The sequence below is a fragment of the Pseudonocardia nigra genome (genome assembly GCF_019396355.1).
Taxonomy (GTDB): Bacteria; Actinomycetota; Actinomycetes; order Mycobacteriales; family Pseudonocardiaceae; genus Pseudonocardia; species Pseudonocardia nigra.
In genome coordinates, this window is the sequence record NZ_JAHKRK010000044.1 from 1 (window position 1) to 23,552 (window position 23,552).

Annotated in this window: 21 protein-coding genes and 1 pseudogene; 8 read left to right on the forward strand and 14 right to left on the reverse strand. The window is 73.7% G+C overall.

Features of this window, described 5'->3' with window-relative positions:
* Positions 1 to 60 precede the first annotated feature (60 nt).
* From KME75_RS13845 to KME75_RS44900, 7 genes and pseudogenes are all read right to left on the reverse strand, one after another.
* On the reverse strand, positions 61 to 627 hold the full coding sequence (locus KME75_RS13845; RefSeq protein WP_219415041.1) for a hypothetical protein: 567 nt from the start codon (positions 625 to 627) through the stop codon (positions 61 to 63).
* Positions 628 to 686: 59 nt separating this feature from the next.
* Positions 687 to 1,826 (reverse strand): BTAD domain-containing putative transcriptional regulator, encoded by a 1,140-nt coding sequence (locus KME75_RS13850; protein WP_219415042.1) that lies wholly within the window; start codon positions 1,824 to 1,826, stop codon positions 687 to 689.
* Positions 1,823 to 2,479 carry a uridine kinase family protein gene (locus KME75_RS13855; protein ID WP_219415043.1) on the reverse strand — a complete coding sequence of 219 codons (657 nt, stop codon included), beginning with the start codon at positions 2,477 to 2,479 and terminating at the stop codon, positions 1,823 to 1,825. Before KME75_RS13855 ends, KME75_RS13850 begins: the two co-directional genes overlap by 4 nt.
* On the reverse strand, positions 2,479 to 3,720 hold the full coding sequence (gene ilvA, locus KME75_RS13860) for a threonine ammonia-lyase IlvA (RefSeq protein ID WP_308282759.1): 1,242 nt from the start codon (positions 3,718 to 3,720) through the stop codon (positions 2,479 to 2,481). Before ilvA ends, KME75_RS13855 begins: the two co-directional genes overlap by 1 nt.
* 182 nt (positions 3,721 to 3,902) lie before the next feature.
* Positions 3,903 to 4,871, reverse strand: a complete 969-nt coding sequence (locus KME75_RS13865) for a Gfo/Idh/MocA family protein (protein ID WP_308282760.1) — start codon at positions 4,869 to 4,871, stop codon at positions 3,903 to 3,905.
* A gap of 86 nt (positions 4,872 to 4,957) precedes the next feature.
* Positions 4,958 to 5,182: pseudogene (locus KME75_RS43105) on the reverse strand (UBP-type zinc finger domain-containing protein); the annotation flags it as partial.
* Positions 5,183 to 5,248: 66 nt separating this feature from the next.
* A complete protein-coding gene (locus tag KME75_RS44900) occupies positions 5,249 to 5,380 on the reverse strand; it encodes a ubiquitin carboxyl-terminal hydrolase family protein (protein WP_281424515.1) in 132 nt (43 codons plus the stop codon).
* A gap of 107 nt (positions 5,381 to 5,487) precedes the next feature.
* Between KME75_RS44900 and KME75_RS13875 the strand changes: the two genes are divergently transcribed.
* The 3 genes from KME75_RS13875 to KME75_RS13885 are packed head-to-tail and all read left to right on the forward strand — an operon-like array spanning position 5,488 to position 9,216.
* Complete coding sequence (locus KME75_RS13875) at positions 5,488 to 6,453, forward strand: MBL fold metallo-hydrolase (protein WP_219415046.1); 966 nt, start codon at positions 5,488 to 5,490, stop codon at positions 6,451 to 6,453.
* Entirely contained in the window at positions 6,450 to 8,045 is a 1,596-nt protein-coding gene (locus KME75_RS13880; RefSeq protein ID WP_219415047.1) for an FAD-dependent monooxygenase, read from the forward strand. The genes KME75_RS13875 and KME75_RS13880 overlap by 4 nt, the downstream gene beginning before the upstream one ends.
* A complete protein-coding gene (locus KME75_RS13885; RefSeq protein ID WP_219415048.1) occupies positions 8,020 to 9,216 on the forward strand; it encodes a homogentisate 1,2-dioxygenase in 1,197 nt (398 codons plus the stop codon). Before KME75_RS13880 ends, KME75_RS13885 begins: the two co-directional genes overlap by 26 nt.
* A gap of 222 nt (positions 9,217 to 9,438) precedes the next feature.
* On the opposite strand, the gene KME75_RS13890 is transcribed toward KME75_RS13885, so the two are convergent.
* Complete coding sequence (locus KME75_RS13890) at positions 9,439 to 10,077, reverse strand: response regulator (protein WP_219415049.1); 639 nt, start codon at positions 10,075 to 10,077, stop codon at positions 9,439 to 9,441.
* Between the two features lie 46 nt (positions 10,078 to 10,123).
* A complete protein-coding gene (locus KME75_RS13895) occupies positions 10,124 to 11,176 on the reverse strand; it encodes a LacI family DNA-binding transcriptional regulator (RefSeq protein WP_219415050.1) in 1,053 nt (350 codons plus the stop codon).
* Between the two features lie 97 nt (positions 11,177 to 11,273).
* Between KME75_RS13895 and KME75_RS13900 the strand changes: the two genes are divergently transcribed.
* On the forward strand, positions 11,274 to 12,485 hold the full coding sequence (locus KME75_RS13900) for an MFS transporter (RefSeq protein ID WP_246632054.1): 1,212 nt from the start codon (positions 11,274 to 11,276) through the stop codon (positions 12,483 to 12,485).
* Positions 12,486 to 12,630: 145 nt separating this feature from the next.
* On the opposite strand, the gene KME75_RS13905 is transcribed toward KME75_RS13900, so the two are convergent.
* Together KME75_RS13905 and KME75_RS13910 are read right to left on the reverse strand one after the other, a co-directional pair.
* A complete protein-coding gene (locus KME75_RS13905; RefSeq protein WP_219415051.1) occupies positions 12,631 to 13,446 on the reverse strand; it encodes an SGNH/GDSL hydrolase family protein in 816 nt (271 codons plus the stop codon).
* A gap of 101 nt (positions 13,447 to 13,547) precedes the next feature.
* Positions 13,548 to 15,080, reverse strand: a complete 1,533-nt coding sequence (locus KME75_RS13910; RefSeq protein ID WP_219415052.1) for a serine/threonine-protein kinase — start codon at positions 15,078 to 15,080, stop codon at positions 13,548 to 13,550.
* Positions 15,081 to 15,228: 148 nt separating this feature from the next.
* Between KME75_RS13910 and KME75_RS13915 the strand changes: the two genes are divergently transcribed.
* Positions 15,229 to 16,551: a pectate lyase family protein gene (locus KME75_RS13915; RefSeq protein WP_219415053.1), complete on the forward strand. Its 1,323-nt coding sequence runs from the start codon at positions 15,229 to 15,231 to the stop codon at positions 16,549 to 16,551.
* Between the two features lie 409 nt (positions 16,552 to 16,960).
* On the opposite strand, the gene KME75_RS13920 is transcribed toward KME75_RS13915, so the two are convergent.
* The 3 genes from KME75_RS13920 to KME75_RS13930 are packed head-to-tail and all read right to left on the reverse strand — an operon-like array spanning position 16,961 to position 20,050.
* Positions 16,961 to 18,046, reverse strand: coding sequence for a LacI family DNA-binding transcriptional regulator (locus KME75_RS13920; protein WP_246632055.1), 1,086 nt, complete (start codon positions 18,044 to 18,046; stop codon positions 16,961 to 16,963).
* Positions 18,043 to 18,885 carry a DUF6807 domain-containing protein gene (locus KME75_RS13925; RefSeq protein WP_219415054.1) on the reverse strand — a complete coding sequence of 281 codons (843 nt, stop codon included), beginning with the start codon at positions 18,883 to 18,885 and terminating at the stop codon, positions 18,043 to 18,045. The genes KME75_RS13920 and KME75_RS13925 overlap by 4 nt, the downstream gene beginning before the upstream one ends.
* Positions 18,878 to 20,050 carry a Gfo/Idh/MocA family protein gene (locus KME75_RS13930; protein WP_219415055.1) on the reverse strand — a complete coding sequence of 391 codons (1,173 nt, stop codon included), beginning with the start codon at positions 20,048 to 20,050 and terminating at the stop codon, positions 18,878 to 18,880. The genes KME75_RS13925 and KME75_RS13930 overlap by 8 nt, the downstream gene beginning before the upstream one ends.
* Before the next feature lie 310 nt (positions 20,051 to 20,360).
* On the opposite strand from KME75_RS13930, the gene KME75_RS13935 reads away from it, so the two are divergent.
* The 3 genes from KME75_RS13935 to KME75_RS13945 all read left to right on the forward strand — a co-directional run bounded on the left by KME75_RS13935 (position 20,361) and on the right by KME75_RS13945 (position 23,527).
* The gene (locus tag KME75_RS13935; RefSeq protein ID WP_308282761.1) at positions 20,361 to 21,338 is read left to right on the forward strand and encodes a carbohydrate ABC transporter permease; all 978 of its coding nucleotides are present in this window, start codon (positions 20,361 to 20,363) and stop codon (positions 21,336 to 21,338) included.
* A complete protein-coding gene (locus tag KME75_RS13940; protein ID WP_219415056.1) occupies positions 21,325 to 22,185 on the forward strand; it encodes a carbohydrate ABC transporter permease in 861 nt (286 codons plus the stop codon). Before KME75_RS13935 ends, KME75_RS13940 begins: the two co-directional genes overlap by 14 nt.
* A 64-nt stretch (positions 22,186 to 22,249) precedes the next feature.
* Positions 22,250 to 23,527: an ABC transporter substrate-binding protein gene (locus tag KME75_RS13945; RefSeq protein ID WP_219415057.1), complete on the forward strand. Its 1,278-nt coding sequence runs from the start codon at positions 22,250 to 22,252 to the stop codon at positions 23,525 to 23,527.
* Positions 23,528 to 23,552: the final 25 nt, after the last annotated feature.

Here is a 23,552-nt window from a genome sequence, read left to right on the forward strand (position 1 = left end):
GCGGCGAGCGCGATCGCGCAGCTCGCCGCGGGCCCCGGAACCGCCCCGCGGACGGGAGCGTCAGACCTCGGTCGGGATCAGCAGCCCGCCGCCGAAGTCGTAGGCCGGCGCGTTCCCGCCCGCCCACAGCACGTACATCAGGTCGCCCAGGTGCGGCCCGTACCCGTCGAACACCAGGTGGGTGGGCACCGCGAGCGTCCAGGCGTCGTACCCGGCGTAGGACTCGTCGGTGTGCCCGTCGCCGTCGACGTCCACCAGCACGGTCTCGAAGTAGGCGTCGGCGTCGGTGTCGAGCAGCCACGCGTCGGGGAGGCCGTCGCCGGTGTAGTCGTTCGCGACCTGGTCGAGCACGCAGTCCTCGTCGGCGTCGACGCCCCAGGTGTCGGCGAACCCGTCGCCGTCGGCGTCGAGGACGTTCTGCTCGACGTAGCCGTTGCCGTCCTCGTCGATCACGCCGGCGTCGAGCAGCCCGTCGGCGTCGAGGTCGTAGAGCCCGCCGACCTCGCAGCTGCCGAGCGCGCCCGGGTACTCCGACGCGAGGGCCGCGGCCGGCAGGCCGAGCGTGATCGCGGCCGCGGCGGCGGCGACGACGGTGCTGCGCAGGATGCGGCGGGTGGTGGTGCTCATCTGGGTGTCTCCGTCTTCTCGGTGCGTCGTTCTGACACGGAGACGGTCGCGGGGAGCGGTTAAGAAGCGCTGAAAGGCCTGTTGACGTCGGCGGTGACGGTGACGTCGAGGGGCCGCGGGGCCGCAGGCATCTGCGTCGTGCATCGGTAGAGCAGCACGGTCCGACCCAGCCGCACGACCTCGCGGTCGCGCAGCTCGTGGCGCCCGCTCACCCGCACGCCGTTGACGAAAGACCCGTTGCGCGAGCGCCCCTCGTCGACCAGCGCCCAACCGCGCGCGGTGTGCTCCAGGTGGGCGTGCGTGCGGGAGACCTCCCGGTCCCAGCCGAGCGCGAGGTCGTTGCCCGGATGCCTCCCGATCGTGAACGGGGAGCGGCCGGCGTGCAGTGCCACGACCTCCCGGCTGCCGGCGCCGTCGGTGAGCACGAGGAACGGTCGCTCGAACCGCTGGACGCCGCTCAGCTCGGCCTCGGCGAGAATCTCGCGTTCGAGCCGGCGCAGGTCCGGGCCGGGGTCGGCGCCCAGCTCCTCGAGCAGCACCGCACGGGCGGCGCGGTGGACCTCCAACGCGTCCGCGCGCCGCCCCGTCCGGTACAGCGCCTCCATGAGCAGCGCGGCGAACCGCTCCCGCAGCTGGTGGGCCGCGACGAGCGTCCGCAGTTCACCGACGGTCTCCGCGGCGCGGCCCAGCGCGAGGTCGGCCTCGATCCGCGCCTCGACGGTGGCGAGCCTGCTCTCCTCCAGCGCCGCGATCTCCGGCGCGGCGAACGGCTCGGCCGCGAGGTCGCCGAGCGCCGGGCCCCGCCACCGGCCCAGCGCCGCCCGCAGCCGGTCGGCCGCCTCGGTGTAGCGGTTGCCCTCGAGCAGCCGCCTGCCCTCGGTGCTCGCGGCGAGGAAGCGCAGGACGTCGAGCTCGTGCCCGTCGAGGGTGACGGTGTAGCCGGTGTCGCGGGTGACCAGCAGTCCGCGGTCGGGACCGAGCGCGCGGCGGAGGTTCGAGACGTAGACCTGCACCGTGTTGGCTGTGTTCGGGCCCGCGCGTTCGCCCCACACGCCGTCGATGATCCGGTGCAGCGGAACCACCCGGTCGGCGCCGAGCAGCCGGATCGCCAGTACCGCGCGCTGCTTGGGGCCGCCGAGCGCGAGCGGCCGTCCGTCGCGCACCACCTCCACGGCGCCGAGCAACCGGAACTCGATCATCTTCGTCCCCGCACGACCGGGAGGTCGTTCTCGGCCGCGCCCGGGTTACCGGCGACGACGAGCTCGGTGCGGGGGTCGTGAGGGACCTTCGGCGCCCCGCACACGACGTGCCCGGCCCGTTCCCACGGGCGCTCGCGCTCCTGGAACGGGTCCTCCGCAGCCTGCCACTCCGCGGCGAAGCCTGCCGCGTCCGCGCCGTCGCGGTCCAGGACGCGGCGCATGCCCTCGTCGGCGTCGGTCTGCACCCACACCAGCGCGTCGACGTAGGGGCCCAGCTCCCGGCGCCCGGCGCCCACGCCCTCGACGACGACGAGCGGGCAGTCCGCCGGCACGACGATCGCCCCGACGCGGCCCCGCCGGTCCCACTGCGGGGGCCGGTAGGCGACCGCCCGGCCGTCGCGAAGCGGGGCGAGCACGCCGTCGCGCAGCAGGTCGGCCCAGTCGAAGAACGCGTGGTACCAGGCGACGTCGTCGGTGTGCACGACCGCGGCCCCGGGCACCGCGGCCGCCAGCCGGGCCGCGACCGTCGTCTTCCCGCCGCCGGACCGGCCGTCGACGGCGACGACCCGGGGTCGGCCCAGGAGCGCGAGCACGTCCGACGCCAGGACGACCCGCCAGGGCCCCGCCGCGGGTTCGCCGCGGTAGAGCGGCATCAGACGAGGAAGCGGTACGCGGTGCTCCCCGGGGCCACGTGCTGGATCTTGAGCGGGCTGGCCTCCATCCGCTTCCACAGCGGCTCGTAGCCCTCGCGCTCGGACAGCTCGATCCCGACGAGCGCGGCGCCGGTCTCGCGGTTGTCCCGCTTGATGTACTCGAACAGCACGATGTCGTCGTCCGGGCCGAGCACCTCGTCGAGGAACCGCCGCAGCGCGCCCGGCTCCTGCGGGAACTCCACCAGGAAGTAGTGCTTGAGCCCGCGGTGCACGAGCGACTTCTCGACGACCTCGGCGTAGCGGCTCACGTCGTTGTTGCCACCCGACAGCAGGCACACCACGGTGGCGTCGGGCGCGAGGTCCAGCCCCTCCAGCGCGGCGGCGGCCAGCGCGCCCGCGGGCTCGGCGATGATGCCGTCGACCTGGTAGAGGTCGAGCATCTCCGTGCAGACGCGGCCCTCGGCCACGCTCGTCAGCTCGGCGCCGCAGTCACGCACCAGCGGGAAACTCACGTCGCCGACGCGGCGCACCGCGGCCCCGTCGACGAACGTCTCCAGCTCGGCCAGCGGCACCGGGCCTCCGGCGGCCAGCGCGGCCGCCATGCTCGCCGCCCCCGCGGGCTCGACCCCGACGATCCGGACGTGCGGGTGGTGCGCCCGCAGCCAGGAGGCCACCCCGGCGAGCAGCCCGCCGCCGCCGACCGGCACGACGACGACGTCGGGGGCGCCGCCGAGCTGGCTGATCACCTCGACGCCGACCGTGCCCTGCCCGGCGATCGTGCGCACGTCGTCGAACGCGGGGACGACGGTGGCACCCGTGGAGGCGGCGTACTCGGCCGCGGCGGCCGCGGCCTCGTCGTAGGTGTCGCCCCCGACCACGAGCTCGACGGCGTCGCCGCCGAGTGCGGTGATCCGCTCCCGCTTCTGCCGCGGCGTGGTGCTGGGCACGTGCACGCGGCCGCGGATGCCGAGCCGGCGGCAGGCGTACGCCACCCCTTGACCGTGGTTGCCCGCGCTCGCGCACACCGCGCCCGCGGCCCGCTCGGCCTCGTCGAGCTGGGCGAGCAGGTTGTAGGCGCCGCGCAGCTTGTACGAGCGCCCGACCTGCAGGTCCTCGCGCTTGAGCCACACCTGCGCGCCGGTGGCGGCGGACAGGCGCTCGTTGCGCTGCAGCGGGGTCAGCGTGGCGACACCGGCCAGCCGGGCGGCGGCGGCCGTGACGTCGGCGGCGACGGTGGACACGCCCCGATCCTGCACCCGCGGCGATCGGGCGCGTACGCAGGGTCCGGCATGCGTATCGCGGGACGGTGCGCGCGCGTCGGGAAGCCCGCCGATCAGGGCGCTGCGGTCCCTTGTCGATCTGTCAGAGCGACGTCTGCGCCTTGATCAGCGGGTGTTCGGGCGGGCGCGGACGGGCGCCGCCGTCAGAGGACCGTGCGGGGGCGGGGGTCGAAGCCCGCGGCCCGGTAGCAGTCGTCGACCAGCTCCGCCGTCGCCACCGCGTCGTCGGCGTCGGTGGGCACCGGCACGCCCTCCCGGACCGCCGCCGTGAACGCCTCCAGCTGGTAGGCGTACGACGGCCGCCTGCCCAGCTCCTCGACGCGCTCGGTGCCGCCCGCGGTCACCAGCACCCGGTCGTCGCGGTGTGGCAGCACGAAGAACGGGGCGGTCGCCTCGCCGCGGCTGCCGACGAGCCGGCAGGACATGCGCACGTCGTCGGCGGCCATCGAGCTGTGCACGACGCCGGTGGCCCCGCCGGGGAAGGCGAGCTCGGCCTCCACCCACTCGTCGACGCCGGGGTGCCCGGCCCGCTCCCGCCCCTTGGCGGCGAGGATCCGCGGCTCGCCGCCCGCGAACGGCGCCAGCGCCCGGTGCAGGTGCAGCCCGCAGCAGCCCCCGTCCATCAGTCCGCCGCCGGCGAGCGCGAGCGACCAGCGCGGGTCGGCGTCGGCCGGGGCGGGGATCCCCATGTGCACCTCGACGTGGCGCAGCTCGCCGATCTCCCCGGACCCGAGCACGTCGAGCAGCCGCCGCGTGACCGGGTGGTAGAGGTAGCGGAACGCCTCCATGAGGACGACGCCCGCGTCCGCGGCGGCGTCCCGCACCGCGCGGGCCTCCACCGCGTCGCTGGCCGACGGCTTCTCGGTGAGCACGTGCTTCCCGACGGCCACCGCCGCGAGGTTCCAGGGCCCGTGGAGGCCGTTGGCGAGCGGGTTGTAGACGGCCTCGACCTCGGGATCGGCGAGCACGTCCGCGTAGGAGGCCAGCACGCGCTCGACGCCGTGCTCGGCCGCGAACGCCTCGGCCCTCGCTCGGTCGCGGGCGGCGACGGCGACCAGCCGCGCGCCCGTCAGCCGGGCGGTGTCACGCCCGGGGGATTGCAGCAAAGCCACTTTCATGCAGGCAGGTGGCGTGAAAGTGGCTTTGCTGCAACGGGGCGTGGGCCGGGTACCGCGGGTGCGCGCCAGGTGGCCGGACGTCAGTGGATGTGCTGCCGCCAGTCCGCCGGGACACGTCCGGCGGGCCCGGGTACCGCCTGGTCCACCGGGCGGTGCTGGGGCGCGGCCAGGTCGGGGCCCTCGTACATCTGCGAGGTGCGGTAGTCCCAGAACCAGCTCTCGCCCGGCTCGAAGCTGCGGACGAGCGGGTGCCCGGTGGCCCGGAAGTGCGCGGTGGCGTGCTGGGCGGGGGAGGTGTCGCAGCAGCCGACGTGGCCGAGCTTGCGAGGCCACCATCAACACAGCGCCGCGGTGGACACGGTCGACGAGCGTCAGCGAGGAGCGCCGTGGCCACAGGCCGCACAGCGGCGCAGGTGCACCCACCACCCGCCGTTCGCGTCGCACTTCGCGCACCCGACCCCGCTCGGGAGAACACTCGGGTCGATGCCCTCCGGTGCACTCATGGGTACTCCTCCATCGGTGCGGAACGCCCATGATGGAGGGGTTCCGGTCGGGGCGTCGAGGGGGTACGGTCCCAACTAATCAAAGGTTTGATCGGAAGGATGCGTCGATGGCGACGAAACCGTTCGCTTCGTCTGCGGATCTGGCGGCGAAGGAGCAGACGCTCGAGGTGCTCGCCGACGGTGTCTACGCGTTGACGGCCGAGGGCGACCCGAACATCGGGGCCGTCGAGGGCGAGGACTTCCTGGTCTGCTTCGAGGCGCTCGCCACCCCGGTGGTCGCGCAGAAGTGGCTCGCGAAGCTGCGCGAGCACACCGACAAGCCGGTGCGCTACCTCGTGCTCACCCACTACCACGCCGTGCGCGTGCTGGGCGCGTCCGCGTTCGACGCCGAGGTCATCGTCGCGCACGAGAACACGCGGGCGCTGGTGGCCGAGCGGGGCAAGCAGGACTGGGAGAGCGAGTTCGGCCGGATGCCGCGGCTCGCCGAGGGCGCCGACTCGGTGCCCGGCCTGACCTGGCCCACGCTCACCTTCTCCGACCGCCTGACGATCGACCTGGGCGGCGACCGCGGCGACCTCGTGCTGCAGTACTGCGGGCGCGGGCACACGGAGGGTGACATCGTGGCCTGGCTGCCCCGGCACAAGATCCTCTTCGCCGGCGACCTCGTGGAGGCCGAGGCGGCCCTCTACACCGGCGACGCCTTCCACCGCGACTGGGCGGGCGCCACGCTCGACCGGGTCGCGGCGATCGGAGCGGAGACGCTCGTGGGCGGGCGCGGTGGCGTGAGCCGCGGCGCCGACGCGGTGGCGTCCGCGATCGGGCAGACGCGGCACTTCCTGCAGGTGCTGATCGACGAGGTCGGCGCCGTGCACGGCCGCGGGGGCACGCTCAAGGAGGCCTTCGAGCGGTCGCACGCGGCGCTCGTCGACCGGTACGGGCACTGGCCGATCTTCGAGCACTGCCTCCCGTTCGACGTGTCGCGGGTCTGGGACGAGCTCTCCGGGGTCGAGCGCCCGGTCATCTGGACCGCGGAGCGCGACCGGGAGGTCTGGGACCAGCTGCAGTCGTCATGAACACCCCGGTCGCCGTCATCGGCAACGGGCCGGTCGGGCAGACCGCCGCGCTGCTGCTCGCCCGCTGGGGCCTGCCGGTGGTGGTGCTCGACCAGCGGCCCGCGCGCGACCTCGTCGGCTCCAAGGCGATCTGCCAGCAGCGCGAGGTGCTCGACGTGTGGGAGGCGGTCGGCGCGGGCGCGCGGATCGCCGCCGAGGGCGTCACGTGGACCACCGCGCGGACGTTCCACCGCGGGTCCGAGCTGTTCTCGTTCACGTTCGCGGACGCGGGTCGCTCGGCGTTCCCGCCGTTCGTCAACATCTCGCAGTCGCGCACCGAGGAGATCCTCGACGAGTGCATCGCGGCGCAGCCGCTGATCGACGTGCAGTGGGGGCGGCGGGTCACCCGTCTCGACCAGGACGCCGACGGCGTCACGCTCACCTGCGCCGACGGCGGGCAGCTGCGGGCCGCCTTCGTCCTCGCCTGCCCGGGCGCGCGGTGCGAGGACCTGCGGGCGCTGCTCGGGGTGCGCTTCGAAGGCCACTCGTTCGACGACCGCTTCCTCATCTGCGACATCCGAACCGACCTGCCCGGTTGGGCCACCGAGCGCCGCTTCCACTTCGACCCCGAGTGGAACCCGGGCCGGCAGGTCCTCGTGCACCCGTGCCCGGACTCCACGTTCCGGATCGACTGGCAGGTGCCCGCGGACTACGACCTCGAAGCCGAGGTGGCCTCCGGCGCCCTGGACGCGCGGATCCGGAAGGTGATCGGCGACCGGCCGTACGAGATCGTCTGGAAGTCGGTGTACCGGTTCCACTCGCGCTGCGTGGACCGGATGCGCGTGGGGCGCGTGCTGCTGGCGGGCGACGCCGCGCACCTGTACTCGCCGTTCGGGGCGCGCGGGCTCAACTCCGGGGTGGCCGACGCCGAGAACGCCGCCTGGAAGATCGCGTTCGTCGCCCGCGGCTGGGCGCCCGAGGAACTGCTGGAGAGCTACCACACCGAGCGGCACGCGGCGGCGCGGGAGAACCTCGCCGTCACGACCGCGACGATGGACTTCCTCGTACCCCAGGACGACGCGGCCGCCACGCACCGGCGCGACGTGCTGACCCGCGCTGCCGACGACCCGGTCGCCCGCGCGCAGGTCGACTCCGGACGGCTCGCCGAGGCGTTCTGGTACGTCGACTCGCCGTTGACCACGCCGTGCGCGGAGCGCCCGTTCGCCGGGCGGCCGCCGCGCGGCGCCGTCCCGCCCGCCGGGCCCGGGATCCTCGTGCCGGACGCGCCCGTCACCGGCGGCGGGCGGTTCCGCGAGCTCGCGCGCGACGGGTTCCTGCTGCTCACGGCGCCCGGCGCCGACGTCGCGGCGGCGCACGAGGCCGCCGGGCGCGCGGCCGCGCCCGTCCGGGTGCTGGAGCTCGCGACCATCGACGCGACGGGCGCGCTCGGCGACGCGCTCGCCGCCCGTCCCGGCGAGGTCTGGGTGATCCGCCCGGACGCGCACGTCGCGGCGGTGCTCGCCGCCCCCACCGCAGCCCAGATCACCGCGGCGCTCGACCGCGCCGCCGCCCGGGAGGAGAGCCACCATGGCGTACTACCGACGGTCCGGTGAGGTGCCGCCGACGCGGCACACCCAGCACCGCACGCCCGACGGCGGGCTGTACTACGAGGAGCTGATGGGTGAGGAGGGCTTCTCCAGCGACTCGTCGCTGCTCTACCACCGCGGCGTCCCGTCGGCGATCGTCGACGCCACGCCGTGGGAGCCGCCCGCATCGGCGACCACACCGAACCACCCGTTGATCCCGCGGCACCTCAAGCTGCACGATCTGTTCCCGGGCCAGGACTGGAAGGCCCTGGACGCGGTCACCGGGCGGCGGCTGGTGCTGGGCAACGCCGACGTGCGGATCTCGTATGTGGTGGCGGGGGAGGCGTCGCCGCTGTACCGCAACGCGGTCGGGGACGAGTGCGTGTACGTCGAGTCCGGGTCGGCGACGGTGGAGACGGTGTTCGGGGCGCTGTCGGCGCGGCAGGGCGACTATGTGGTGCTGCCGCGGGCCACGACGCACCGGTGGGTGCCGGTCGGGGACGAGCCGCTGCGGCTGTACGCGATCGAGGCGAACTCGCACATCGCGCCGCCGAAGCGGTACCTGTCGCGGTACGGGCAGTTCCTGGAGCACGCGCCGTACTGCGAGCGGGACCTGCACGGGCCGGACGAGCCGCTGCTGGTGGACGGCACCGACGTCGAGGTGCTGGTGAAGCACCGCGGCCCCGGCGGCGTGAGCGGCACCCGGTACGTGTACCCGACGCACCCGTTCGACGTCGTCGGGTGGGACGGGTGCCTGTACCCGTACACGTTCAACGTGGCCGACTTCGAGCCGATCACCGGCCGGGTCCACCAGCCGCCGCCGGTGCACCAGGTGTTCGAGGCCAACAACTTCGTGGTGTGCAACTTCGTGCCGCGGAAGGTGGACTACCACCCGCTGTCGGTGCCGGTGCCGTACTACCACTCCAATGTGGACTCGGACGAGGTGATGTTCTACTGCGGCGGGAACTACGAGGCCCGCAAGGGCTCGGGGATCGGGCAGGGCTCGATCAGCCTGCACCCCGGCGGGCACTCGCACGGGCCGCAGCCCGGCGCCGTCGAGAAGTCACTCGGTGCGGAGTTCTTCGACGAGCTGGCCGTCATGGTCGACACGTTCCGGCCGCTCGAGCTGGGGGAGGGCGGCCAGGCCGTCGACGACGGCCGCTACGCCTGGACGTGGTCCGGGCGCGGGCCGCAGTGATCGAGATTCCGGACGGCTCACCGTTCGGCCCGGCCAACCTGCCCTACGGGGTGTTCTCCCACGGCGACGGACGGCGACGGGTCGGGACCACGTGCTCGACGAGTCGAAAGCGGGCGACTCGCGTGTCGAACCCGGGCGACTCGCAGACCACGCGCGAGTCGCCCGGAAACGACGCGCGAGTCGCCCCGTTCTGCCGCGTGAGTCGCCCCTGCGCGGGGGCGGTCAGCCGTCGAGGAGGCCGGCGCGGCCGGCGAGGGTGGCGGCCTCGGTGCGGGTCGACACGCCGAGGCGGCGCAGCAGCCCGGCGGTCAGGCGCTTGACCGTGCGCTCGGAGACGTGCATCGACTGGGCGATCTGCGCGGTGCTCGCGCCCCGCGCGATGAACCTCCACAGCCGCTGCTCGTCGCCGGTGAGCCGCGGCGTCCGGCAGGCGGCGCGTCCGGTTCCGCTCAGCCGTGCCAGCATCGAGGGCGGCAGCACTGCCCACCCGTCCGCGGCGGCGAGCAGCGGCGGCAGCAGCTCCTCGGGTTCCTGCGCCTTGATCAGCAGCCCGCGGGCGCCCGCGCGCAGGGCGTCGAGCGCCAGTTGTTCCTCGTCGCCGTCCACGGTCATGGCGACGACGGGCAGCCGCGGTTCCACGCGCCGGATCGCGGCGATTGCGCGCACCCCGCCGGGCGGGCCGAGGCCGAGGTCGACGAGCGCGAGGTCGGGCTGGTGGCGCCGGGCCAGCACGGCGGCGGACCCGGCGAGGTCGGTGCTCGCCACGACGTGCACCCGGTCGTCGCTCACGGCGGGGAGCAGGAGTTCCAGACCACGGCTGAACAGTGGCTGCTGGTCGACGACCAGCACGCGGACGGGCATGTCCGGCGGGTTCCCCCGACCGCGGCGATCTACTGATCCCCGGCGATCAGGACGGCGCGGGCCCGCTCGTGGTGCCGATGCGCAGGCTCACCGGCAGCGTCACGTCCGGCGGGTGCGCGCCCGCGACGAGGTCCATCGCGGCCTGGGCGGCGGCGCGGCCCTTCTTGTCCGTGGGCTGTACCACGGTGGTCAGCCGGGTCTCGCCCAGCCAGTGCAGATCGGCCCCGTCGAACCCGGCCACGCTCACGTCCTCCGGCACGCGTAGGCCCAGTTCGGCGGCGGCCTCCAGCACGCCGGCGGCGAGCACGTCGCTCTGGGCGATCACGGCCGTGGGGCGGCGGTGGGCCGGCACGTCGAGCAGGGCCCGTCCGGCCGCCGCGCCCTCCGCGACCGCGTTGCTGGCCGTCTCGAACGCGGGCACCCGGCCGAAGACGTCCTCCACGCCCTCCAGCCGGTGCCGCACGTCCCGGTAGTGGGCGCGCGAGCGGCGGGCCGCGGTGACCGGGCCGCGGGTGCCGTCGAGCCGCAGCGGCATGGCGATGACCTCGACGCGCCGGTGGCCGAGGTCGTGCAGGTGCCGGGCGAGCGTGCGGGTGCCGCCGCGGTCGTCGATGTCGACGAGCACGGCGCCGGGCACGATCGGCCCCTCGACGGCCACGATGGGCACGCCGCGGGCGCGGAGGTGGTCCAGCGCGGGGTCGTCCTCCAGCCCGCAGGTCGCGAAGATCGCCGCGTCGAGGGGGATGCGGGCGATCTGGTCGGCCGACGGGCGCCCGGTGTCGCCCGCGAGCAGCAGCAGCCCGACGCCGTGGCCGCCGAGTACCTCGGTGATCCCGTCGAGCATCTGGACCGCGACCGGGTCGCGGAACGCGTACAGCAGTCGCTCCCCGACGAAGGCGCCGATCACGCCGCTGCGGCCGCGGCGCAGGGACGCCGCGAGCGGGTCGGGGCCCGCGTAGCCGAGCGCCGCGGCGGCGGTGAGGACCCGCTCCCGGGTGGCCGGTGTGACCCGTGAGCTCCCGGAGAACACCAGCGACGCCGTGGACGGCGAGACGCCGGCGTGCGCCGCGACGGCGGCGAGCGTGGGGCGGGTGGTCACCCCGGCACGGTAGCCGGATCACAGGAATACGGGTTGAGCCCGGGCGGGACGACCGCGTACCGTCAAATGCGATCGAATCGATTCGATAGGAGATGACTTGACCACCACGAGGGCCGTGCCCGCCGCTGATGCCCTGAGGGCGCGCACGGCGGTCGCCGTCGTCTTCACCGTGAACGGGCTGGCCTTCGCCTCGTTCATCGCGCGCACCCCGGCCATCCGCGACGCGCTCGGGCTCTCCACCGGGCAGCTCGGCCTGCTGCTGCTGTGCGCGTCCGCAGGATCGGTCACCGGGCTGCCGCTCTCCGGTCCGATCGTCCACCGGCTCGGGCCGGCCCGGGCCGTGTTCGCCGCGTCGCTCACGATGGTCTTCGGGCTGGCCTGCCTCGGCCTGGGGCTGCTCGGTGGGCTCGTGGTGCCCGCCGCCATCGGCCTCGCCTTCACCGGCCTGGGTACGGGCGTGTGGGACGTCGCAATGAACGTCGAGGGCGCCGACGTCGAGCGCGTCCTCGACCGCTCGCTCATGCCCAAGCTGCACGCCGGGTTCAGCCTCGGCACCGTGGCGGGCGCCGGCATCGGAGCCGGCTCGGCGTTCGCCGGCGTGCCGCTGTCGGTGCAGCTGCTCGTCGTCGCGGCGCTGGTGCCGATCGTCGTCGGGGTGGCGACGCGGAGGTTCCTGCCGCAGCTGGAGACGACGGCCGAGGAGAAGGCGGCGGGCTCGGGCGTGCTCGCGGCCTGGCGGGAGCCCCGCACCCTGATCATCGGGCTGATGGTGCTCGCGTTCGCGTTCACGGAGGGCTCCGCCAACGACTGGATCGCCATCGCGATGGTCGACGGCTACGGCACCGGCGACGCCCTCGGCGCCGTCGCGTTCGGGTTCTTCGTCGCCGCGATGACCGTCGGCCGGTTCTTCGGCGGGGCGCTGCTTGAGCGGTTCGGACGCGTCCCCGTGCTGCGGGCGACCGCGGTGGTCGCCCTCGCCGGGCTGCTGCTGGTGCTGCTCGGCGGGTCCACGCCCGTCGCGCTCGCCGGTGCGCTCCTGTGGGGCGTGGGCGCGTCGCTGGGCTTCCCGGTCGGCATGAGCGCCGCGGCCGACGACCCCGCCCGCGCGGCCGCCCGGGTGTCGGTCGTCAGCTCGATCGGCTACACCGCGTTCATCGCGGGCCCGCCGCTGATCGGCCTGCTCGGCGAGCACGCCGGGATCCTGCGGGCGCTGTTCGTGGTGCTCGGGGCCCTGGTGCTGGGCCTGCTGGCCGCGGGAGCGGCCCGCCCCCTGCCCGCGCGGACCCAGGCCGCGTCCCGCGGATCATGAACGCGGTCTTCGCGCCCAGATGGCCCCTGGCTGCGTTGTCGGTAGGCCCGGGTACGCCAAGTACGACGGCGCCTACCTCCGCCTTGCCAGGAACCATCTGGATCACGAAACCCATCGCCCCTGATCCACGGGACACGGCCTAGCCCTACGTGCCGGACTGCGCGCGGGTGCTGGAGCCCGGCCGGTACGGCTCGCCCTCCCGCGTGGCCTCGGGGATGCCACCTGCGCCGCGCTCCTCGAGCTCGGCCCGCACCAGCGGGTACCAGACCTCGGCCATCTTGGCGTAGCCCTGCGGGCCGGGATGCACGCCGTCGGGGATGTCGTCGCGGCCCTCGATGCCGCCGCTCGCCATGTCCGCGAACACGGCGTCGCGGCCCTCGGCGCGGTGGGCTTCGACGAGCCCGGCGACGGCCGCGTTGTACTCGCGCAGGCGCTGGTCCGGCTCGTGGAGCGGGATTACCGCCGCGGCGACCACGGTGAGCTGCGGGCCGGCCTCGAACAGCGTCTCCAGCAGCCGGTCGAGCCGGGCTTCCATCTCGTCGGCGGAGGCGCCCTGGATCATGTCGTTGGTGCCGATGTGCAGCAGCACGATGTCCGGGTCGTGGTCGGCGACCCAGTCGGCGGCCTCCGTCTCGATCTCGTCGATCCGCCAGCCGGAGTGCCCTTCGTGGTCGCGGTCGGGCAGGCTCTCCGGGCCGTCGCTCTGCGACCCGACGAAGTCGATGGCGTACCCGTCGTCGTCGACGAGCATCTCCCACAGCTTCGTGCGGTACGAGCCGTGCTCGTAGCCGTAGGTGATGGAGTCGCCGAGCGGGAGGATGCGCACCGGCTCGGGATCCGCCTGGGTGGCCGTGGCCGTGGGAAGCAGGGCCGTGGGCAGCAGGGTCGTGGCGGCGACGAGCGCGAGCGCGACCGGGACGAAGGCGGCCCGGGGGAGTCGTCGGGCGTCGGAGTGGCTCACCGTTCTCCTCGCGGGCTCGCGGATGATCTCGCGACGGTACTGCGCGCCGGCCGCGATCGGGACGGAATGCCCTGATCCGGCGTCATCCCCGCGGGTGCGGACTACTGGTAGGAGACGAACACCGGCGGCGTCGGCCCGATCGCGAGCGTCTGCGCCGGGGTGAACGTCGGAGTGTCCTCGTCGTAGAAGTTCTTCCAGCCCCACCAGATCCCGTCGGGCGCGTCCTGGTGCAGCGCGTTCCAGGTCTCGAACTTCAGGCCGGGCGTACCGAACCCGTCGGCGTGCAGCACCACCGCGAGCTCGTCGCGGGAGGTGTCGAGCCGCTCCCGCCCGACGATCATGTTGAGCCGGAACTGGTGCAGCATCAGCACCTTCTGCGGGAGCGCGTGCTCCCGGGTGAGGTCGGCGAGCCAGGTGACCACCGCGTTGACCTCGTCGACGCCCACCGATCCGATCTGCTCCAGGTGCTTCTGCTGCGGCCCGAGGCGCCACTCCGGGTCCAGGGCCAGCCCGACGTGCGGCTGCGCGAGCAGCTCGGTGTAGCGCTGCGCCTGGGTGAGGAAGTCGGTGCGGCCGGGCTGCAGGTCGAGCACGACGTACACGCCCGCGTCGCGCGCGGCGTCCACCCACGGGCGAAGATCCTCGACGCTCGACTCGGCGGAGTAGTCGCCGTCCGGTCCCGGCACCCGGTCGGCGACCGTGGCGATCAGCTCGAACGCGGGCACGACGGGCTCGTCGACGTGCGGGTCGTACTCCGCGGCCAGCGCCTGCGCGCGCTGCACCGATGCCGCGACGCCCTGCTCGCCGAGCACCCCCATCGCGGGCGCGCCGGGATGCCCGTAGAGCGCGACCATCCGGCGCCCCGGGAACAGCACCTGCCCGCCGCCGGGCAGCTCCACCCCCGTGGCGGCGACGGCCAGCCGGTAGTCGAGCACCTGGGGCGTGCCGAACGCCGCGCCGAGCGCGAGCACCTGCTCCGGTCGGGCGACCGGCTCCGGGTCGCGCCGCGGGTCGGCGCCGGGGACGACGTCCACCTGGGCACCGGACGCGCGTGCGGTGGCGGTCGCCGCGACCTGGGCGGGCGCGTCCTGGGCCAGCACGAGCACCGAAGGGCGCGGCGACGGGGCGGTGACGGCGGGCAGCGCGGCCTCGTCCGTGACGACCTCGACGGCGAGCTCGTCTGCCCAGTCGGCGGCGGCTTGCCCGACGGCCAGCACCGTGCCCGCGCCCAGTCGCGCGATCTCGGCGGCCACGGCCGCGGGGTCGGGCGCCTTCCCGTCCGCCCCGGCCGGGGTGGGGGTGAGCAGCAGCGGGGCGCCGATCCGTTCGGCCACGGGTGCGGCGGCGGCGTGCGCCCCGGGATCGTCGGCCGCCGCGAGCACGACGACCGGCGCGGTGGCGTACAGCGCGGCGCTGGTGGCGACGGCGAGGGCGGCCGGGTCGTCGGCGTCCAGGACCGTGGTGGCCGCGGTGGGCGCGGAGACCTGCGCCGTCAGGGGGGCCGGCGGCGGGGCCGGGGCGGTGCACGCCGTGAGCAGCGCGACCGCGACGACGAGGAGGAGTGCGCCCCCGTGTCGCCGGCAACCCGATCGGGCACCGAGGCCTCCCCGTACGTGTTCCGTGCGCGCCCCCATGGTCACGGACAGTAGGCCAGGGCGAGGCCGGCCGCCCGTCGGGCCCGGGATCAGCAGGTGTCACCCGATGCGTTGACAGCTCCCGCCACCCTCTCTAGCGTGAAAGCGCTTACCAGCAAGCGCTTTCACACGATGAGGTGGGATGAGCATGGGAGTCCGAGGATGGGCCGCGGCAGGCATCGGGGCCGTGGCACTCGCGGCGGGCGTCGCCCCGGCGGCGGTGGCCGCACCGACGGCGGAGGTCCCGCTGGAACGCCAGGTGCTCCCGCCGGGCGACGGGTGGGCCTCGGTCGGGCCCGGCACCACCGGCGGGAGCGGGGCCGATGAGGCGCACGTCTTCACCGTGCGCACCTGGGAGGAGCTGCGGGCCGCGCTCGGTGGCGCCGGTGCCCGCGGGGACACGACGCCGCGGATCGTGCGCGTCGCCGGCCCGATCGATGCGAACACCGGACCCGATGGGCAGCCGCTGACCTGCGAGGACTACGCCGATCCGGCGTACTCGCCGGAGGAGTACCTGCAGGCCTACGACCCGGCCACGTGGGGCGACCAGGAGCCTGCCGGCCCGCTGGAGGACGCCCGTGCCCGTTCCCAGGAGAACCAGGAGGAGCAGGTCCGGCAGTACGTCGGCTCGAACGTCACGCTGGTCGGCGTCGGCCCGGACGCGCGGATCGTCGGGGCCGCGATGACGGTCCGCGGCTCCACGAACGTGATCGTCCGCAACATCCGGTTCTCCGACGCCTACGACTGCTTCCCGGCCTGGGACCCCGGCGACTCCGGCGGCACCTGGAACTCCGAGTACGACAACCTGTGGATCGCCGAGTCGTCGCACGTCTGGGTCGACCACTCCACCTTCGACGACGGGGAGCACCCGCCGTCGGCGCTGCCCGAGTACTTCGGCGCCAAGTACGAGGTGCACGACGGCCTGCTCGACATCACGAACGGCGCCGACCTCGTCACCGTGTCGTGGAACCGGTTCGTCGACCACGACAAGGTGATGCTCATCGGCTCGTCCGACAGCAGGCTGACCGACCGCGGGAAGCTGCGCGTCACCCTCCACCACAACCTGTTCGACCGGACCGGCCAGCGCACGCCGCGGGTGCGGTTCGGGCAGGTGCACGTCGCGAACAACCACTACGTGCGGCCGGACGCCGCCGGGTACGTGTACTCCTGGGGCGTCGGGCGCGAGTCGGCGATCCTGGCCGAGGACAACTTCTTCGACCTCGGCCCCGGCATCGCCCCGGCCGACATCGTCACCGTGTACGGGGGTACCGGTCTCGCGGCCTCCGGCACGCTCGTGAACGGCCGCTCCCCGGAGTCGGCCGTGGACGTGGTCGCGGCCTACAACGCCGAGCACGACCCCGACCTCGACCCGTCCGTGACCTGGCAACCCCCCTATGACCTGCAGCTGCACCCGACGCAGGCCGTGCCCGGCGTGGTCGGCGCGCAAGCGGGGGCCGGCCGGATCGGCTGACGCGGGAACGCCGGTGGCCGTCCCGCAGGCCCGGCGCCGGTGCCGCACGGTTCGGGGACCGTGCGGCGCCGGTGGTCGCCGGAGTGCCGACGCGTGTGATCGCCGCGAGAGTGCGGTTGTCGTCGTGGACGGTGCGGGAACGCGTATCTCGCGGTGATCGTGGTCGGGGTGATCGCCGTGAGTGTGCGGTTGTTGTCGCCGGCGGTGCGGGGTTGCGTATCTCGCGGTGATCTTGGTATCCCCGTGGCGCCGGGACTGGTGATCGTTTCGAGAGTGCGGTTGTCGTTGTCGGCGGTGCGCGGACGCGTATCTCGCGGTGATCGTGGTCGGGGTGATCGCCGTGAGAGTGCCGTCGTCGTCGTGGCGGGTGCGCGGATGCGTATCTCGCGATGATCTTTTCGGGCGCGGGTCAGACCTGCCGGGTGCTGTCCCGCAGCACCACCTCGCCCCGCACGCGGACGATCCGGGCGGGGTCGTCGGGTGCGGAGTCCAGCGCGAGGGCCGCGGCGCGTTCGCCCATCTCCTCCAGCGGCAGGCGCACGGTGGTCAGGGAGGGGACGAGGTCGCGAAGGGTCGCGATGTCGTCGAAGCCCGCCACCGAGACGCGGCCGGGGACGGCGGGGCCGCCGTCGCGGAACGCGGCGATCGCGCCGACGGCCATCACGTCGTTCACGGCGAAGACGCACGTGGCGTCGAGGCCGTCGGCGAGCAGTTGCTCGGCGGCCGCGTAGCCGCCGTCGCGGGTGAACGCCCCGTGCACCACCCGCACGGCGTCGGCCGGCACACCTGCCCGGACCAGGCCCTCGACGAACCCGGTGTGCCGGTCGCGCGCGGTCAGGAGCGTGGCGGGCCCGGCGAGCACGGCGAACCGGCGGTGCCCGAGTCCGACGAGCTCGAGCGCGAGGTCGCGGGCACCCGCGCGGTTCTGGACGAGCACGGTGTGGGTGCCGAGCCGGTTCTGGCTGATGCACGCCGCCCGGCCGCCGGACTCGGCGAACGCGGCGACCTCGGCGGCCAGCCGGGCCGTCGAGGTCCGGTCCCGCTGCCGGCTGCCTGCGATGATCACCGCCCGGGCGCGCTGGGACCGCAGCGTCGCCACGTACTCGAGCTCGCGTTCCGGTACGCCACGGGTGCTGGCCAGCACGACGACCAGCCCGCGCTGTTCGCACTGGCGCATCACCCCGGCCGCGATCGCGGAGAAGTAGGGGTCGGCGACGTCGTGGACCACGAGCCCGACCACCGTGCTGGCGCCGCGCGCCACCGCCTGCGCGTGCGCGTTGGCGCGATACCCGAGCTCTCCGGCGGCGGCCAGCACGCGCACCCGGTACGGCTCGCCGACCGTCCGATCGCTGCCGTTCAGCACTCGGGACGCGGTGGCGAGCGACACCCCGGCCCGCTCGGCGACCTCGGCGAGCCGGGCCGGCGCGCGGCGGACCACACCGCGCCCACCCGCCCGGAAGGCCATCGGGGCGCCGGACGCCGCTGAGGCCGTCATCCCCGGGCGGCCCAGCGCGCCGCGGCCGCGGCATCCAGGGCGCCGTCGACGATCAGGGCCCGCAGGCCGCGCGTGACCGATCCGCCGGCAGGCAACACGACCGGGTCGGTGGCGGCGAGCTGCGATCCCACCCCCGGATACCCCTCCACCCGGACGAACCAGGGGTCGGCGCGGGTGGCGTCGTCCGCGCCGGTGAACGCGACGGCGAACGGGTCCGGCCCGCGCTCGACCCACAGCAGCCACGGCGCGACGCTGCCGTGCACGGCGGATTCGCTCTCGGCCTCCGCGGTGCAGACCTCGGGCGTGTCCGCTGCGGGAAGCCGCCAGAACAGCCCGCCGTACCCCGCGCCCGTGCGGCCGTTCGTGGCCGGGCTGCCGAGCGGGAGCGGGCGGTCCACCTGCGAGGCGAGAGTGGTCCGCAGCTCCAACTCCCAGCCGCCGTCGGCGGGCCGCGCGGTGACGCACCGGTGTTCGGCGAGGATCTGCTGCCCGTCGGCGGCGACCCAGCGCAGCCGCTCGGTCCAGCCGGCGTCCGACATCTCCTCGAAGCCCGCGTGCTCGACGCGGCCGTGGTCGGCGCGCCAGGTGTAGCCCTGGTCGCGCACGTAGGTCCGTCCGCCCCAGAAGTTCCCGCCGCCGACGTCCTGCAGCGCCACCGAGACGCCCAGGTGCCAGCGGTGGTCCTCGGGCACCGCGTCGGTGACCACCCGGCCGGCGAGGGTGCGGACGGGGTGCAGGTGCGGTCGCGGCGACAGCGTGGCGTCCAGGCCCGAGCCGTCGGTGTAGTCGGCGACGGCGACGCCGCCCACGTGCAGGGTCGCGAGCAGCCCGTCACCCATCGTGGGCCGCCTGGCGTGCGTTCGCCCAGGGCAGGCCGAGCTCGGAGAACAGGGCGAGCTCGACGGCCGAGCGGGCGACGGCGGCGTCGACCCCGGGCACGACGTGGCGGGGGACCGGGCCGGCCGCGTCCACGCTCCGGTGCTCGTCGGGGATCGGGACCGGGTCGGGTGCGAGCCGCACCGCCTCGACGACCTCGGTGAACGACCGGGTGGCCGCGAGCGGCGCGAGCAGTGGCACACCGGGGTCGCGGACGTGGGCGACGAGGTTCTCGAGCAGGTCCGTGGCGGGGTGCTCCTCGGTGCGGGCCCGGCCGCCGGACTCGAGCCGCACGCGCCCGCTCTTGTAGTGCAGCGTGATCCGCCCGCGCGACCCGTGCACCAGGAGGTAGGGCTCCTCGGAGCGCTCGGCGCACAGGGTCACGGCGACGGTGACGGGGGTGCCGCGCGCCGTGGTCAGGCGCACGCAGGAGGTGTCGTCGCCGTCGATCGGGTTGGCCCGGTAGAGCTCCACGGCGACGTCGCGCAGCCCGCCGTCGCCCGGGTCGCCGTCCAGCGCGAGCGCGGTGGCCACGGCGTGGGCGAACGGGTTGGTCAGGGCGCCGTCCACGACCGGGACGCCGTCGAGGACCCGCCGGCCCGCCCAGGGGGCGCGCGTGTAGTAGGCCTCGTCGCGCGTCCATGCGCCCGCGCCGCCGATGCCGAGCACCTCGCCCACCGCGCCGTCGGCGATGAGCGCCCGGATCCGGGGGATGGCGTGGGAACCGAGGCTCTGGAAGCCCACCTGGCAGGCCCGGCTGCTCGCGGCCACGCCGGCGGCCAGGCGGTCGAACTCGGCGAGGGTCGGCGTCGGGGGCTTCTCCAGGAGCACGTGGGACCCGGCCGCCGCCGCGGCCAGGGCGAGGTCGGCGTGCGTGTGGATCGGCGTGCACACGATGGTCACGTCGGGCCGCAGGTCGGCCAGCAGGTCGCCGAGCCCGTCGCCGACGGGGACGTCGCCCGCGAGCGCGCGCTGTTCGGCGTCGAGCGGCCGTACGTCGCAGACGCCGGCCAGCCGCACCCGCGCGTCCGTGCCGCGCAGCCGGTCGAGGTTGCGCAGGTGCCACCGCCCGTGCCCGGACGCCCCGGCGAGGACGACCGAGACCGGGGGCAGTGAGCTCGAGGACATGCGGAGCCTCCGTGGTCGTACCGGTCCTGTGATCGCGTTCCGGCGGTGACCGTAGCCGACCGGGCCCCGGCTTGGAAAGCGGTTGCCGAAGCCGAGCAAGATCTTTGCCTCCGCGCCGGTTCGCCGACACTGACGCGTATCCGCTGGTCAGATGGCCTACGTGTCGCGCGTCGGCGCTGGGGAGTCGAGGTCGTTGCCAAATCGAGTATTGACATCCATGGGCGCGGGAGGCTTCGCTAGAAAGCGCTTACCGGGACAGCGACATCCAGCGCAGGCGCCCGGAACCGGCGCCACGAAGAGGTGACTGAGCGTGACCAGTCTGGACGAAGAGACCCGGGCCGCCGCCGCCCGGCCGCTGCCTCTCGGACCTGCTCCGCCCCGGCGGCGCCGGCTGCGCGACCGCCTGCCGCAGGTGAGCGACGGCACGGCGGCGTACATGTTCCTGGCTCCGTGGTTCGTGGGGCTGGCGCTGATCACCGTGGGCCCGATCGCGGCCTCGTTCTACCTGTCGTTCACCGACTACAGCCTCCTGGCGGCGCCGGAGTGGATCGGGCTCGACAACTTCACGCGCATGATCGAGGACCCGCGCTTCTACACCTCGCTCAAGGTCACGTTCGTGTACGTGTTCGTGTCGGTGCCGCTGCAGCTGGCGTTCGCGCTGGCCCTCGCGATGGTGCTCGACAAGGGGCTGCGCGGGCTGGCCATCTACCGGTCGGTCTACTACCTGCCGTCGCTGCTGGGCTCGAGCGTCGCCGTCGCCGTGCTGTGGCGGCAGATGTTCGGCACCGACGGGCTGATCAACACGGTGCTCATCGCGCTCGGCGTCGACAACCCGCCCGGGTGGGTCTCCACGCCGGACTACGCGCTCGGCACGCTGATCATCCTCAACGTGTGGACCTTCGGCTCGCCGATGGTGATCTTCCTGGCCGGCCTGCGGCAGGTCCCGCAGATGTACTACGAGGCGGCCGCCATCGACGGCGCCGGCCGCGCGCGGCGGTTCTTCTCCATCACCCTGCCGCTGCTGTCCCCGATCATCTTCTTCAACCTAGTGCTGCAGACGATCGGCGCCTTTCAGACGTTCACACAGGCGTTCATCGTCAGCGGCGGAACGGGCGGCCCGGCCGACTCCACGCTGTTCTACACGCTCTACCTGTACCAACGCGGCTTCGGGAACTTCGACATGGGCTACGCGTCTGCGCTCGCGTGGGTGCTGCTGATGATCGTCGCGCTGCTGACCGCGGTCAACTTCCTCGCATCGAAGTACTGGGTGTTCTATGGCGACGACTGAACTGCCCGCGACCACGCAGCGCAAGGAGCGGCCGCGTATCGTGGCCCACCTCGGGCTGATCCTCTTCGGCCTCCTGATGCTCTACCCGCTCATCTGGACGCTGTCGAGCTCGTTCAAGCCGACGTCGGAGATCTTCTCCAGCCCCGGGCTGTGGTCGGAGAACTTCACGCTCGGCAACTACGCCGAGGGCTGGACATCGCTGCCCCAGCCGTTCCACCACTACATCCTCAACTCGCTGATCGTCGTGGTCGGGTCGATCCTCGGCAACCTGCTCGCGTGCTCCCTGGCCGCCTACGCGTTCGCGCGGCTGGAGTTCCGTCTCAAGAAGCTGTGGTTCGGCGTCATGCTCGGCACGATCATGCTGCCGATCCACGTGGTGATCGTGCCGCAGTACATCCTGTTCTCGCAGCTGGACTGGATCAACACGTTCTGGCCGCTGATCGTGCCGAAGCTGCTGGCCACGGACGCGTTCTTCATCTTCCTGATGGTCCAGTTCATCCGGGGCATCCCGCGCGAGCTGGACGAGGCCGCGCGCATCGACGGCTGCGGGCACTGGGGGATCTTCTGGCGGATCATCATCCCGATGTCGGTGCCCGCGCTGGCCACCACCGCGATCTTCACCTTCATCTGGACGTGGAACGACTTCTTCAGCCAGCTGATCTTCCTGACCGACCCCGACATGTACACCGTCCCGGTGGCGCTGCGGACGTTCGTCGACGCCACGAGCCAGACGCCGTGGGGGCCGGTCTTCGCCATGTCGATCGTCGCCCTCGGGCCGATCTTCGGGTTCTTCCTCGCCGGCCAGAAGTACCTGGTGCGAGGTATCGCGACCACCGGTCTCAAGTGACACGAGAGAGGACTGCAGCGTGGCAGCTTCCGGCAGTGCAGTGAACCGTCCACGCCGCGCATTCGTGGCTGCCCTGCTGGGCCTGGCGCTGACCGCCACGGCCTGCGGGGGCGACGCGGGCGGCGGCGAGGGCGGAGGGGGTGACGGACCTGTCGTCCTGCGCTTCTCCTGGTGGGGCAGCGACTCGCGCCACGAGTACACGCAGAAGCTCATCGACCAGTACGAGGCGGCGAACCCGGGCGTCACCATCGAGCCGGAGTTCACCGGGTGGTCGGAGTACTGGGACCGGCTGGCCACCATCACCGCGGGCGGCGAGCCGCCCGACGTCATGCAGCAGGAGACGCGTTACATCCGGGAGTACGCCGACCGCGGCGCGCTGCTGGACCTGAACGAGTACGTCCCCGACGTGCTCGACACGAGCAACCTCGACCAGTCGGTGCTGCCGAGCGGACAGATCGAGGGTGCCACCTACGCCATCCCCACGGGGATCAACGCCCGCACCGTGATCGTCGACCCGCAGGCGTTCGCGCAGGCCGGGATCCCGGTCCCGGACGACACGACGTGGACGTGGGACCAGATGATCGACACGGCGGCGCAGGTCACCACGGCCACCGGTGGCGAGGTCTACGGGATGGACGAGCTCGGCTTCAACGACATCAACTTCGAGATCTTCGCCCGGCAGCGCGGGCAGGCTCTGTTCACCGAGGACGGCGCGCTGGGCTTCGACCGCCAGACCATCGTCGACTTCTTGACCCTCGCGGTCCAGGCGGGCGACGCGGGGGCCACGCCGCCGGCGTCGGTGTCGGTGGAGATCCAGGCGGCCGGGATCGACCGGGCGCTGCTGTCGACGAACGACGGTGCGATCGGGTTCTGGTGGACCAACGAGCTGCCCACTCTGAGCGCGAACGCCGGCCGCGAGCTCGAGCTCATGCGGTTCCCGCGGGAGAGCACGCAGCAGGAGTCGGCGATGTACTACAAGCCCGCCATGTTCTGGTCGGCCTCCTCCACCACCGAGCACCCCGAGGAGGCCGCGAAGTTCATCGACTACCTCGTGAACGCGCCGGAGGCCGCCGAGCTGCTGCTCAGCGACCGCGGACTGCCGGTCAACACGCAGCTGCGCGAGCAGATCCTCGACCAGCTCGAGCCCGCGGACCGCCAGTCCGCGGCCTTCCTCGCGGAGATCGAGTCGGAGGTGCAGGCGCCGCCGCCGGTGCCGCCGCAGGGCGCGGGCGAGGTGCACCAGATCCTCGAGCGACTCCACGAGCAGATCCTGTTCGACCAGCTGACCGTCGAGCAGGCCGCCGACCAGTTCATGGAGCAGGTGCGCTCGGCGATCGCCTGACGCACGTTCCACCGATGAAGGGAAG

Bases quoted from the DNA above. Each gene is read 5' to 3' on its own strand.
- KME75_RS13845 (WP_219415041.1), bottom strand. From the start codon at position 627: ATGAGCACCACCACCCGCCGCATCCTGCGCAGCACCGTCGTCGCCGCC.
- KME75_RS13850 (WP_219415042.1), bottom strand. From the start codon at position 1,826: ATGATCGAGTTCCGGTTGCTCGGCGCCGTGGAGGTGGTGCGCGACGGA.
- KME75_RS13855 (WP_219415043.1), bottom strand. From the start codon at position 2,479: ATGCCGCTCTACCGCGGCGAACCCGCGGCGGGGCCCTGGCGGGTCGTC.
- KME75_RS44900 (WP_281424515.1), bottom strand. From the start codon at position 5,380: ATGAGTGCACCGGAGGGCATCGACCCGAGTGTTCTCCCGAGCGGGGTC.
- KME75_RS13875 (WP_219415046.1), top strand. From the start codon at position 5,488: ATGGCGACGAAACCGTTCGCTTCGTCTGCGGATCTGGCGGCGAAGGAG.
- KME75_RS13880 (WP_219415047.1), top strand. From the start codon at position 6,450: ATGAACACCCCGGTCGCCGTCATCGGCAACGGGCCGGTCGGGCAGACC.
- KME75_RS13885 (WP_219415048.1), top strand. From the start codon at position 8,020: ATGGCGTACTACCGACGGTCCGGTGAGGTGCCGCCGACGCGGCACACC.
- KME75_RS13890 (WP_219415049.1), bottom strand. From the start codon at position 10,077: ATGCCCGTCCGCGTGCTGGTCGTCGACCAGCAGCCACTGTTCAGCCGT.
- KME75_RS13910 (WP_219415052.1), bottom strand. From the start codon at position 15,080: ATGGGGGCGCGCACGGAACACGTACGGGGAGGCCTCGGTGCCCGATCG.
- KME75_RS13915 (WP_219415053.1), top strand. From the start codon at position 15,229: ATGGGAGTCCGAGGATGGGCCGCGGCAGGCATCGGGGCCGTGGCACTC.
- KME75_RS13920 (WP_246632055.1), bottom strand. From the start codon at position 18,046: ATGACGGCCTCAGCGGCGTCCGGCGCCCCGATGGCCTTCCGGGCGGGT.
- KME75_RS13925 (WP_219415054.1), bottom strand. From the start codon at position 18,885: ATGGGTGACGGGCTGCTCGCGACCCTGCACGTGGGCGGCGTCGCCGTC.
- KME75_RS13930 (WP_219415055.1), bottom strand. From the start codon at position 20,050: ATGTCCTCGAGCTCACTGCCCCCGGTCTCGGTCGTCCTCGCCGGGGCG.
- KME75_RS13940 (WP_219415056.1), top strand. From the start codon at position 21,325: ATGGCGACGACTGAACTGCCCGCGACCACGCAGCGCAAGGAGCGGCCG.